Origin of the sequence: Bacteroides sp. MSK.18.37 (assembly GCF_019129155.2) — a bacterium.
GTDB classification, from domain to species: domain Bacteria; phylum Bacteroidota; class Bacteroidia; order Bacteroidales; family Bacteroidaceae; genus Bacteroides; species Bacteroides ovatus.
Genome location: NZ_JAHOIB020000001.1, coordinates 2,032,451 through 2,046,111 on the forward strand (window position 1 = coordinate 2,032,451; position 13,661 = coordinate 2,046,111).

At 34.9% G+C, this 13,661-nt stretch carries 11 protein-coding genes; 10 read left to right on the plus strand and 1 reads right to left on the minus strand.

Annotated features, from left to right (window positions below):
* Positions 1-249 precede the first annotated feature (249 nt).
* The 10 genes from KSX81_RS08575 (at position 250) to KSX81_RS08620 (ending at position 11,935) form a co-directional block, all read left to right on the plus strand.
* A complete protein-coding gene (locus tag KSX81_RS08575; RefSeq protein ID WP_032844695.1) occupies positions 250-732 on the plus strand; it encodes a hypothetical protein in 483 nt (160 codons plus the stop codon).
* A gap of 150 nt (positions 733-882) precedes the next feature.
* Positions 883-1,140, plus strand: coding sequence for a DUF1653 domain-containing protein (locus KSX81_RS08580; RefSeq protein WP_009000142.1), 258 nt, complete (start codon positions 883-885; stop codon positions 1,138-1,140).
* On the plus strand, positions 1,100-1,933 hold the full coding sequence (locus tag KSX81_RS08585) for a hypothetical protein (RefSeq protein ID WP_032854845.1): 834 nt from the start codon (positions 1,100-1,102) through the stop codon (positions 1,931-1,933). The genes KSX81_RS08580 and KSX81_RS08585 overlap by 41 nt, the downstream gene beginning before the upstream one ends.
* A 6-nt stretch (positions 1,934-1,939) precedes the next feature.
* A complete protein-coding gene (locus KSX81_RS08590) occupies positions 1,940-2,629 on the plus strand; it encodes a hypothetical protein (RefSeq protein ID WP_050486515.1) in 690 nt (229 codons plus the stop codon).
* Between the two features lie 351 nt (positions 2,630-2,980).
* A complete protein-coding gene (locus KSX81_RS08595; RefSeq protein ID WP_032846858.1) occupies positions 2,981-4,240 on the plus strand; it encodes a DNA cytosine methyltransferase in 1,260 nt (419 codons plus the stop codon).
* Positions 4,230-4,943, plus strand: a complete 714-nt coding sequence (locus KSX81_RS08600) for an ATP-binding protein (RefSeq protein WP_254884276.1) — start codon at positions 4,230-4,232, stop codon at positions 4,941-4,943. Before KSX81_RS08595 ends, KSX81_RS08600 begins: the two co-directional genes overlap by 11 nt.
* On the plus strand, positions 4,885-5,700 hold the full coding sequence (locus KSX81_RS08605) for a hypothetical protein (RefSeq protein WP_254884275.1): 816 nt from the start codon (positions 4,885-4,887) through the stop codon (positions 5,698-5,700). The genes KSX81_RS08600 and KSX81_RS08605 overlap by 59 nt, the downstream gene beginning before the upstream one ends.
* Entirely contained in the window at positions 5,693-8,611 is a 2,919-nt protein-coding gene (locus KSX81_RS08610; protein ID WP_032854844.1) for a Z1 domain-containing protein, read from the plus strand. Before KSX81_RS08605 ends, KSX81_RS08610 begins: the two co-directional genes overlap by 8 nt.
* The gene (locus KSX81_RS08615) at positions 8,604-9,596 is read left to right on the plus strand and encodes a PD-(D/E)XK motif protein (protein ID WP_032854843.1); all 993 of its coding nucleotides are present in this window, start codon (positions 8,604-8,606) and stop codon (positions 9,594-9,596) included. The genes KSX81_RS08610 and KSX81_RS08615 overlap by 8 nt, the downstream gene beginning before the upstream one ends.
* Positions 9,593-11,935: an AIPR family protein gene (locus tag KSX81_RS08620; RefSeq protein WP_032845194.1), complete on the plus strand. Its 2,343-nt coding sequence runs from the start codon at positions 9,593-9,595 to the stop codon at positions 11,933-11,935. Before KSX81_RS08615 ends, KSX81_RS08620 begins: the two co-directional genes overlap by 4 nt.
* Before the next feature lie 257 nt (positions 11,936-12,192).
* Here KSX81_RS08620 and KSX81_RS08625 read toward each other — a convergent pair whose 3' ends face one another.
* Entirely contained in the window at positions 12,193-13,551 is a 1,359-nt protein-coding gene (locus KSX81_RS08625; RefSeq protein WP_217726205.1) for a transposase, read from the minus strand.
* Positions 13,552-13,661: the final 110 nt, after the last annotated feature.

A 13,661-nucleotide genomic window follows, 5' to 3' on the forward strand; every position in this document is an offset into this window, starting at 1 on the left:
GGAGCCGTCCGTTCCTTTAAAAGGAAGAGGTCATTCCTCGGTGTGCAACGGGTCGTTCCTTTTAAAGGAACGGTCCGTTGGTTTTAAAGGAAAAACCGGCATTTGTAACCATTTGAATTTCAACTTCTTACTGAATTAGAATTCCGTCCCCGTAACCCATGGGATTTTTTCCAACAAACACGACGGAATCTGCCGCACGAAGCGGCAATCAGTATACAACAAATTTCAACAATTCAAAATTCAAATCCCATGGTTACAGTCACGTTTGCCATCAAGCCATATCTGGCGAGGTATATGTATGTCCGGTACGGACAAAGTTTAGAACTTCTATCGCATAACAATCCACCGTCAAGGCTCCCCATTCCAATCCACCTCTCCCACCTCACTCCCATTTATCACTTCCTGCATCAATTATCCGTTCCTCATCCGCAAGGCGTCTCTTGGAAAGAGACAGGAAATATCACTTTTGTTCTTCCTAGCCCAAGGCAGGGCAAGAACCCGGAAATCTACAATTATTTCAGTCAGGACAGTATCTTTATTATTGAAAAGGAAATTGAGGTGGAAATGAAAGCAGAGCTTTATTCATTCCTGTTGGAGAATAAGTTCAAAAATGGGGTGATGTATATAAAGTCGATGCATGAGTTTGTGGTAAAGTATGATATGGCGGAGTCGGTGGAAGAGGAAAGTTTGATGAGAGGGTTTCAGAGGTGGAGAAAGAAAATGAAAAAATGACGCTACGAAGAAATCATACCTTATTTAATAGCGATATCATTTAACAACGACAGGTTATACAACGTTAAAAAAAAAAATATCAGAAACAACCGGCTCTTATTATCTAAGAATTTACTACTTTTATACCTGCATAAGAACAATGGTAGTATTATGGAAAAAGAACGATATTTCATTCATTTTAAAGGTGGACTATATAAAATGCTGGGTATTGCCCAGCATAGTGAGACACTTGAGGAGATGGTTGTTTATCAGGCATTATATGGTAAGCATGAAATATGGGTCCGTCCTAAAACTATGTTTTTTGATAAGATAGTACGAAATGGTATTAAAATAGATCGTTTTAAAGAAATAACAGAAAAAGAAATATATGCCTATTACCCAGAAAGAAAAGAAATATCTGAAGAATAAACACAAAGGTGGGAAAAATAATAGCAAAGGAGCTATCTATGAAAGCTACTACGCAACTTACCAAATTGTTTCATTTATGAATCAATATATTACCCAATTAAGTAACGTCCACCTAACGACACAACTACATGACGCCTTTGTTGATGATCTTTTTATTGAAGAACCTAATGCTCATAAAACCTATCATCAACTAAAAGATGTGAAAGATTTAACATGGGAAACTAGTAAGTTAAAATATGATTTTAAAAGACAAACAGAGATTTCGTCAGAAAGAAACGAGAAGTTCAAACTGAAACTAATTTATTCAAATCCTAATAGTTCAGTATCTACTGTTCCTTCTGAAATTAGTTCGTATACAACATCAGAATATTTTCCTTCTTGTTCTAGTATCAACCAATTAATTCTATCACATCCTATATTTAAGGAAGCAATCCAGCAAATAACAGTATCACAACAAGCAGAAAATGATGAATTATTTGGAATTGCAGCTGCTATTTTAGGAGCATGGAATTCTGTTGAACAAGAAAGTGTATCTCTACAACAGATTTTGGATATTGTACATTCAATAGGTAAAGGGTATGTGAACATAAAAACATATCCAAACGTTGAAATATCAGAAGAATGCAAGATTCTCCTAAATCAGTTTGGAATCAGTTTTCTTGAAAAAGGGACTACTGTATACTGGAACTATCACAACATGAATGGAGAGGTTGTCTGGACAAGCGAAATTGAACAAAAGTTACAGAAAGCCAATCCTGCAAATATTTGGGATTTAATGGAATTATTAAGTTGAAATAGAATGAATATGAGAACTTATACCAATATAACATACGAAAAGAACAGAGATATTATTCAATTGATGCATATCTTATCCAATCCCAATACCTCAATTGAAATTTATCGTAATACCTTCTACAAACTAGGCAAAGCACTAGGAGCTTTGCTGGATGAAAAGAAACATAGCAGGTATGGAAATACCATGCTGGCATGTGCATCAGAAGATGCTGACTGGTTGGCACAAGGTGTTTTAAGCTCTATTTCACAGAAAAATGTTGCATTAGCCGTTTTTTGGAATCAGAGAATCACTTTGGATGAAACAACAAAATTGGAATATAGTCCGATTGTAAAATCTTATATAGAGCCGATTGAAGAGTGTCAAACTCTAATTGTTGTAAAATCAATTATAAGCAGTTCCTGTGTGGTAAAAACACAACTAACCAGATTGGTGGAAAAAATGAACCCGCTTAATATTTATATATTATCTCCAGTAATGTATAAGGATGCTCAAAAGAACTTGCAAAAAGAGTTTCCTGAATCTATAAGCAATAAATTCGAATTTCTGACATTTGCTATCGATACATCCAAAGATGCGCAAGGAAGTGTATTACCCGGAGTTGGTGGAATGATATACCCCAAACTCGGATTAGGTGATATATATGAAAAAAATAGATATATACCCAATCTTGTCAAGGAACGAATGGCGCTATAACAGAACAGGAGCTACTTATAAGAATTATTTGCGTAGATCAGATGACAGCCAGACTACATATCATCGTAAGCCCACCTTATCATGAATGACTTCATATAGTGAATTCATGCTTCTATACTCGAAACCTATCATCAACTCTATAATAAAAAAACACTCTCATTAAGGTAAACAATTCATCTATGCATTTTAGACAAATTTATTCGCATGTTTGAAGATTATCTTATAACTTTGCAATATTAAATGACTAATGCTATAGAATCGCATCATCAACCTTATATATCACTACAAATATAATATGATACAGAAGGTAATATAAATGCATATAGAATATTATACTTAGAAAAAACAGATATGGCATATACTTTTAATTTTATAGATTTGTTTGCTGGCGCAGGTGGCTTGTCTGAAGGATTTATCCGGGCCGGGTTTACTCCTATTGCCCATATCGAAATGAATAAATATGCTTGTGATACTCTACGTTCAAGAATGGCTTACCATTACCTAAAACAGCATAACAGACTTGAAGAATATATTAAGTATCTAAAAGAAAAACAAGAAGGAGAAAGCGGACAAAAGCTCTGGGAAAAAGTTCCCGACGAGGTTATCGACTCGGTTATCAATGAAGAAATATCGGACGAAACATTAGCCGACATTTTCATAAAGGTTGATAAATTAAAAGGTAATAAGCAAGTAGATTTTATCATTGGTGGGCCTCCTTGTCAAGCCTATTCAATTGTTGGACGCGCCCGTGATCCTAAAAACATGAAAAAAGATCCACGAAACTTCTTATATAAATACTATTTACAATTTCTAAAACGATATGAACCTAAAATGTTTGTATTCGAAAATGTTCCAGGCATTTTATCTGCACAAAATGGAATTCATTTAGAAAACATCTTGAAAGGTATAGACAAAGCAGGATATAAAATAGAACTGAAAAAATTGAAGGCATCCGATTACGGAGTTCTCCAGAATCGTGAAAGAGTTATTATTGTAGGATGGAGAAAAGAATTAAATTTAAAATATCCAGAATTAGAAAAAGAAGAAAATCCATATAAGATTTTACCCGATTTATTTTCTGATTTACCCGAAAGACAGCAAGGAGAAGGTAGTTTAACAGATATCGTTCAATATGTAGCTCCGGCTACAGGATATTTACAACAATCTAAAGTCCGTAATAGCTTAGATTTCACTACGCAGCATATTGCCAGGCCCCATAATCTTATTGATCTGGAAATTTACAAACGAGCAATAAAATTATGGTTAGAAAAAAAAGCACGACTTAATTATGCTGATTTACCTCCTGAATTACAAAAGCATAATAATAAACAAGCCTTTCTTAATCGCTTTCAAGTAGTTAACCATGAGGGGTGTTGTCATACCGTTGTTGCACATATTGCAATGGACGGACATTATTACATTTATCCGTCACTAAAACAAATACGTTCAATTACTGTTCGGGAAGCTGCACGAATACAATCGTTTCCTGATGATTATTATTTTGAGGGGAGTAGAACAGCTGCTTTCAAACAAATAGGCAATGCAGTCCCAGTAATTTTAGCAGAAAAAATTGCTAATAAAATTAAAGAGCAATTTACTTATGAACTATAATATTACAGATACTACAGTAGCAGAGCCATGTGCCTCCTCAATGATACTTACCTTTCGGGCAATCGGCTACAATTTGGAAGCAGCAGTTGCTGATATTATAGACAATTCCATTTCAGCAAATGCCCAAAACATATGGTTTAATTCCGAATGGCAAGGTGGTAATTCTTTCATTACAATATTAGATGATGGTTGTGGAATGAATCATGAAGAACTTGTACAAGCAATGAAGCCTGGTGCAAAAAATCCAATGGATGAACGATCAGAAAAAGACTTAGGACGTTTCGGTCTGGGATTGAAAACAGCTTCATTTTCACAATGCCAAAAATTAATTGTTCTTAGCAAAAAAGCAGGTTTTGCTCCTATTTATTGGATTTGGGATTTGAATTATGTAAATCAAACGAATAAATGGGAACTTATTCGCTATCCAATTCCAGACATATTTTTACACGCACTTGATGAATTAAAATCCGGCACCCTTGTCATATGGACAGATTTAGACCGTATCATTCCTACAAACACATTAAATTCTAATGAAATTGCAAAAGGCAAGTTTTTAGAGCAAATGGAAAAAGTCAGACAGCACTTGTCTATGACTTTTCATAGATTCATAGAAGAAAAGAATATAAAACTCTTTTGTTGGGGGCATGAGATTAACATGGAATCCTTTTCTATTAACAGAAAAAGCTACGCAAGCATTTCCTGAAGAGCATTTCAATGAAGCCAAAATGAAAGGATATGTTCTACCACATAAATGTCACCTTACAGAAGAAATATACAAAACAGCCGAAGGTATAAACGGATGGACTAACCAACAAGGATTTTATGTATATCGTGGCAAGCGACTCATATTAGCAGGGGATTGGTTAGGACTTTTCCGTAAAGAAGAACATTACAAATTAGTACGTATTCAAATTGACCTGCCCAACAAATTAGACACAGATTGGCAAATTGACATAAAAAAATCGACAGCGCGTCCACCATTTACATGCCGAGAACAAATAAAAAAATACGCTCTTGAAGTCCGTAATCGTGGTGTAGAAGTTTTTCGGCATAGAGGTAAAATTCTTACAATAAGGAAACAGCAAGAATTTCAACCACTTTGGCTCGAAAAAAAGCAAGGAAAGAAATACTCATTCATTATCAATCGAGATCATCTAATGATTGCCGAATTCAAACGATTAGCAAAAATAGAACCAGATAAAGCTATAGAATATCTTTTACGTTTTGTGGAAGAAACCATACCGACCAAATCTGTCTTCATTCGTGAATCGGAACAAGGCGTAAATACAGAGCCATTTGAGGAAACAAATTTAGAAGTCGTAAAACTCATGATTAAACAAATTTATAAAACTCAAATAGCCACAGGCAAGAATGTTGAGCAAGTTAAACTTATACTTGCCAGCATGGAACCATTTAATAATTTTCCTGAACTCATAGAAATTGTAGACTCATATGAATGAAAGTGCAAAAAAATATTGTGAGAATTGTTTAAGCAAACAGATTATTATCCATGCAGAAACAATAAACAAAATTATCGAACAGTGCTTAATTGAATTCCCTTCAACAAATACACAACAATTAAAAGAGTATTTGTATCAATATTGCCAAGAAAAAGCATTTAAAAACTCCCGTGCTAACATTGGCGAAAAGTCAAGTGCAACTGATGAAGAAATTAACATTGCCATAGAAAGAAGTGCTATGTGTTATCCGACAATAGATAAAAAGCAACTGCATATTGAATTATTGAAGTTGTATAATGTCAGACAAGAAGAATACAAAATGCTTTTTGACAATGAACGAAATACCCCATGGCTACTAGATTTTAAAGCAAATCATCAAAATAGTGATTGGAAATTTTGGAACAGATATATTACCTATCTACAAAATAGTAAAAATTTTGCTCCTAAAGTTATTAATGAAATAGATCGTCTTACCGATGACATTTTGGACAAGCTTTACGATCCAACGATTCATAATGTAAAAGGTATAGACAAAAAAGGACTTGTAGTCGGACAAGTACAATCTGGCAAAACTGCTAATTACACAGGACTGATATGCAAAGCAGCTGATGCAGGTTTTAATCTTATCATCGTTTTAGCAGGTATGCACAACAATCTACGCAGCCAAACACAACACCGATTAGATGAAGACTTTTTAGGATTTGATACAGCACACGAAAGAGCATGGCAAACAAACGGTACAAACAGAATTGGTGTTGGTGTATTAGACAATAATAATACAGCCATTTCCATAACCACAATAAAATCTGATTTTAAAAAGTCATTGGCTGACAGTTTGGGAATTAGTTTTGATATTCAAACTCCATTGTTACTTGTTGTAAAGAAAAATACAACTGTACTAAAACGTCTTAATACTTGGTTGCTTTCACAAACGCAAGAAATTAACGGTGAAAAAAGAATCACAAATAAATCTTTACTTATAATCGATGACGAGGCCGATAACGCCTCAATCAACACCAAAAAAGCAGATGAAGCACCAACAGCAATCAATGGATGGATACGAAAAATCGCCGGACATTTCTATCGCTTTGGATATGTTGGCTACACAGCCACCCCATTTGCCAACATCTTTATTCCACTTGACAAAGATGACCTATTCCCGCGGGATTTTATTATAAATCTACCTGCACCAAGTAATTATATAGGCGCTGAAAAGATTTTTGGAACCTCATTAGAAGTAAATGATACAAACGACGATTTATTACCTATTGTTCGTAAAATAAATGATTATCAAAGCTTTTTTCCCGATAGTCATAAGAAAGATGATGAACCACCAACATCACTACCTATATCATTACAAACAGCTATAAAGTGTTTTATTGTAACTTGCGCCATTCGCATTGCACGAGGACAAGCAGACAAACACAATTCAATGCTCATTCATGTTTCCCGTTATTTAAATTGGCAAAATTCACTTAAAGAAATTATTAATAATTTATTTCTATACTACAAACGAGGTATTGAACAAGAAGACAAAGGCGTCCTAAAACAATTTCGAGATATTTTTGAAGTTGATACGGAAAACTATATTTCATATTGTACTACAACACAGAATATACTAAACTCTTCGTTTAAAGACATTGACAGCAAAATAAAAATACATAGTTGGGAAGATATAAAACCTAACTTGTATAAAGCTGTACAGAAAATCAAAATAATGTCAATCAACGGTCAATCTGCTGACACCTTGGAGTATTACGAAAATGAAAAAACAGGAATTTCAGTAATAGCCATTGGTGGTGACAAACTTTCTCGAGGATTAACTTTGGAAGGACTATCAGTAAGCTACTTTTTACGCGCCTCAAAAATGTACGACACTCTCATGCAAATGGGACGTTGGTTTGGCTATCGTCCCGGATATGTTGATTTATGCCGTTTATTCACAAGCAGTGAGCTCAACGAATGGTTCAGACACATTACAATGGCAAGTGAAGATTTACGAGAGGAATTTGACGCAATGTGGAATGCAAAAGCTACACCAGAAAAATATGCTTTGAAAGTACGTACTCATCCAGGCCAATTACAAATTACAGCAATCACAAAAATGCGCAATGTAGATAGAATACAAGTATCATGGTCTGGCCGTTTAGTTGAAACTTATCAACTTCCAACCGACAAAGGGGTAATCCACAAGAACCTAGTCGCAACACAAGATTTCCTTTCAAAGTTGGGAATTCCTCTTATAAAAGGCAGCAATGACTATCTCTGGTTAAAAGTCTCTCCCATAGATGTTCTAAAATTCTTTTCAGAGTTTACAGTCCCCCCACAACTTACTAAAGTAGATTTAACATTAATCAGCAATTTTATTCGCAAACTCAATCAAGCTGGGGAACTCGGAGCATGGAGTGTTGCTTTAATGAACAAGGCCAACGCATCAAAACATTTTACAGTATCAAATAAAGTCAGTGCAGGTTGTTTTATTCGAAACACAGCAGGAGACACCGAGACTTATATAATTAAGAAGAATCATATTATCGGAAAGCAAACAGATGAATTCATTGATTTGGATAATGCCGATTTATCTGATGCCTGGCTCGCATCAAAACAAGACAAAGACTGGAAAAAGAACTATCCAAAACCTAAACTTGTTCGAGAATTATCCCGTGATGTAAATAATCCATTATTGATTATCTATCCGCTTGATCCTTTAGGTGCAAATCCAAAAGATGAAAATAGTATAACTATTTTTCAGGAAAACGATGATGTAATAATTGGTTTTGCTATTGTTTTTCCCAAAAGTAATACACAGCATACTGTAGAATTTGCGATAAATACCTCTTTAGCAAATGAATATTATCAATCTGAAATTGATTTTGATGATAACAATGATAACTTAGAAGACAATGAATAATATATTGGAAATATGGGAGAATATTGAACAATCCAACGAAATCGGATTGTTAAAGCGATTATATACAAATGATTCTGAATTATTTATTTATGCTATTTTTCAAAATCCAGAAAGACATTGTGGAATTGCTTTATCATTCAATGAACATACACATATTGATATTTCCTCTTTCTCTAATTTGCGTGATCTACAAATTGTCTTAATGCATGATAAATCATTCCCATGCAACAAGCTACTTATCATAAAGTTATTACATTACCAAAGCCGCGATATTTTCGCAGTCATGTGTGAAAATATGATACAATCAGTTTTATCATTACATTCTGAAAAACAAATCGCAAAAACGATCATTAATCAATTAGAAAAATGGCAAGCACTTTTCGAAAAGTTGAAAGGTGAAGGTTTAACATCATCAGAGCAACAAGGGCTTTATGGTGAATTACATTTTTTACAAAAGATTATCATCAGGCAAAACGCTATTGCAGCTCTCAACGCTTGGGTAGGAACAGATAAGGAAATACGCGACTTTCAGTACAATGACTGGGCGATTGAAGTAAAAACCACATCTGGCAACAATCATCAGAAAGTTAATATTAGCAATGAAAGACAATTAGACGAGACATTATTAAGAAATTTATTTCTATTTCACTTATCAGTTGAAGTAGCCAAAAAGAACGGTGAAAGTCTAAATAGTAAAATCGATACTATTAGAAAGGTGTTGCAAGACAATATTTCTGCCCAAAACTTATTTAACAATAAACTTCTAGAAGCAGGATACTTTGATAGACATAAGTACCTATATGAAGAAAAATGTTATCAAATTCGCAATGAAAACTACTACAAAATAGACGGAGATTTTCCACGTATCAAAGAACAAGAGATCCGTAATGGCATAGGTGATATCAAGTATTCAATTATACTTTCACAATGCATGGATTATTTAATTTCTGAAAATACTGTATTTGACAAAATAAGTATCTTATGAGCGAAATAAATAAATACTACTTATCCTTATTACAAGAGATTCGAACAATGCAAGACACTGCTGAAAATGGAGCAAGCCAAGAGCAGCTATTTACACAGATTGCATTAGAAATGCTTGCAGAAGCTGGTGAAACCGAAAATGCCACATTTGCATATGATGAGAAAGAACTAGGAACTAAAGGGCAACACAAAATTAATGGTTATGCAATGTCTGACAATTATGAAACGATAGATTTATTTATTTCTATTTTTCAGAATACAGAAGTACCACAAAAAATTACAAAAGAAGAAATAGATAGAGCGGCCAAACGCATTACAAACTTTTTCCGAAAAGCATTTTACAATGAATATGCTAAAGATATTGATGAATCATCACCTATTTTTCAATTTGCATATGATTTAGCTAAACTTCCAGAAATAAGAGAAACACTTGTACGGGTCAATGCAATAATTCTCACCAACGGTACCTACAACGGCGATATCCCTAAACAAGAAAAGGTTGCCGGACAAGACATTTATTACAATATCTTTGATATTAACCGCTTATACGCGATATCTGAAAAATCTCATATATCTATTGAACTGGATTTTGATGAACAGCAAATCAAAATTCCTTGTTTGAAAGCTCCTATTGATAATAGTGATTATGAATCATACATTGCTATAATGCCAGGACAAGGATTAGCAATGCTATACAAACAATTTGGTGCTCGATTATTAGAACAAAATGTACGTTCCTTTCTACAATTCACTGGAAAAATAAACAGAGGAATACGAAAAACCATTAACGAAGAATCACATATGTTCTTAGCTTATAATAATGGAATCTCTGCAACAGCTGACAACATAGAACTTGACGAGACTGGGCATTATGTAAAAAGAATCAGCAACTTACAAATTGTAAATGGTGGGCAAACAACCGCCTCCATTTATCATACTTGGGATAAAGACAAAGCTGACATTTCAAATATTTTCGTACAAATGAAAATATCTGTCATCAAAAAAGCTGATTCTTACAGTGAGATTGTATCGCGTATTTCCCAATATGCCAATACTCAAAACAAAGTTAATAATGCAGATTTTTCGGCCAATAATCCAATACTTATTGAATTGGAAAAAATATCACGCCGTTCATTCTCGCCCATTACTCCACAACGTAATATTCCAACAATCTGGTTTTTTGAACGAGCTAATGGACAATATAAAAACATGCGCTTACGTGATGGATTTACCCCTTCCCGAGCTAAACAATTTGATTTAAAATATCCCAAGAAGCAGATGTTCAAAAAGACAGATTTAGCAAAATTCGTCAATTCTTATGGGGAAATTCAAGAAGGCAAAAAACTAACTATCGGTCCACATATTGTTGTTCGCGGAAATGAAAAGAATTATGCCCAATTCATAAACTACAACTTGCCTAAAAAAGTTACAGGAATATATTTTGAAGATGTCATTGCCAAATTTATATTATTTCGGGAAGCAGAGAAACTGTATGGCATCAAACCCAATAACATTGGTGAAATGCGTAATGCAGTTGTACCATATGCTATTTCACTGTTTGGTTACCTCACTGATTATAAGCTTAATTTAGAAAAAATATGGAAAAATCAAAAGATCTCTGATGAGTTGTCAGCAGCACTCTATTCATTAATGAAACAACTTAATGAATTCATTTTGCATAACTCACCAAGTTCCCATTATATTGAATGGGCAAAAAAAGAAGATTGTTGGGAAACTATAAAACAACAACAATGGAATATTGATATTAATAGTATTAAGGCTGATTTTGCAACAGATGAACAACTAAAAAAACGTAAGTCAGCCGCTGACAATTTAGATATTGATTCAATTCAAAAAGAATATGAAACTGCATTATTGCGTTCAATTCCATACGCTCTCTGGAAAAAAATTGAAGAATGGGGAAAAGATACAGGCTATCTAACCACGAGTCAACAATCTTTCGCGGGTTTTGATATGGCAAATACTATAAAATTCAATAGAAAAATTACAGATAATAATCGTAAGAAAGCTATGACTATTTACGAAATTGTTTGTACGAATAATATTGAGCTGCTTGCAGAAGCTGATGAACTCACAGAGGAGCAAAAAACAGACCTGTCAACAACTGTAAAAGACAGTACAAGTGCAGACCACGGAATAACCATTGAGTTAATACAAAAAATGGTTGCTTGGGATAAACATCGCCGTATTCTTAAAGATTGGCAATGGAATGTTATGAATGAAATTATTTCAGGAAAAAAAACTTTAAATGATCGTCTAGCATGGGGATGTAAACAAAATCTCAAAACATTAAAACAACACGGTTTCACAGAAGAATAATTTTTCAGACACTGTCCACAATCTTGTGTAAATAGGGATATTCAGTAAATGTTCCTCTTTCTAAAAAATCAAGAGAAAAGCTTTGCTTTACGTGAGCTTTTCTCTTGATTTTTTCGTTCAACTCTCCCAGTCTTCTATCTTTTTTGTACAATATTGTTTACATATTCTTGTTTTTTCCTTCCCACCCTTGCATTATGTACATGTCTTTTTTAGGGGAAGTTAAAACCTCTCCTGTTTTTCCTGTTATTTTAGTCAGATTATGCTGCCTTTCTTTTTTTCTTTTCGACCTTTTCTATCATACATACCGCATTGGCTGTATGTATCCCAAAGAAAATCCAAAGTACTTCCGTTTTCCTGTTTCTAGCTTTTATCCTGGCCAGTGAGTAATGTTGTTTCTGCGTTCCAAAACTTCCTTCCAGGCGGGTAGCTCTTTCACGGCTGAGTTCCGACCGTAAGATTTTCCGAAGCGGCTCATCTTTGGCAGCTCTGCCCTTACGCTTAAAGGAAGTACTTATATGATATTTTGTACAAAATTTCCGGTTGGCATTATTGGCATAGATTGAATCCGCCGCAAGCGCCTTAACCCTGACCCCGGTCAGTTGTTGTTGCAGATGAATACAGTCTTTCAAACGTACTCCTTCGTTAAAAGCCTTAAAGGAGATATGTTCTATAAAGGAGATTCCGTCTATCTGTATATTGTTGACTTTGGCTCCGAATTCAACGGATTTGGTTTCCTTGCCTCTGATAATGGGACGAAGGTAATGCCGGTCGATACTCACGATACGGTTGGACACTTTTTTGCCTGCAAATAAATTTTTCCCTTGCTCAAGGACTGTCTGTATGACCGAGAAACGTCTTTGGTAATCAGAGGATAGTGTAAGCCTGTTCCTGTAGGATGAATGAAGCTGCTCCAGCTGGTCAAGTAACTTTTCCAATAACTGAAGTAACCTTCGTGTAATCATACGAGTCTGTGATTTCTTGCGTTTACGCAGTTTGCTATAAGCAAGATAGGCACGGCGTACATCAAGATACTTGTTACGGGGACGTTGTATGTGCAAGGTCTGGCAATGTTTGCACAGATGACGATGAAGCCATACAATACCTTCCCATAAGAGTTTGGTATCAGTAGGAAAGCGCAGATGACTTTCATAACAGGTGGCATCGGTCATACAGACATGAAGGTTCTCAAGATAAGGTTTCCAATGCTCGGCAAGAATGAGCTGGAGGGACTCAATATCAAGGCGATCCGCTAGTTCCTGACGAATTGCACTGACGATTTTAGGATTGGTCAGTGGATGAAGCGGATCAATCTGAATACCACAAAATAACTGGTAATGAATATTACCGTTTAAATGCTCAATCAGTTGTGCATCGGAAAAGTTGGTATAGGACTTCAAGACCATCAAGGCTATTTTACCTTCGGGAGAAAAATAACTTTTACGCCCCAAAGGAGAGGACTTCAAATGCATTTGTCGGGCCAGTTCCGAGAAAGGGAACAGAGAATGGAGTCGACCTAATTCACTCGTTGCAAAACTTTGACGATATTTTTTAAGCATATCGAACTCGGTAAAACCTAAACAAGGTTCGATTTCTGAGATTTTTTGTATCTTTACCATGTGTTTTTATTTTTAATTCCCCCCGTTTTGGCCGTCAAACCGTTTTTGGGGGGGAATGCTTAAAGATACAAAAAAGGCAACTAACTCGCAATGAATTAGTTGCCTTAAAT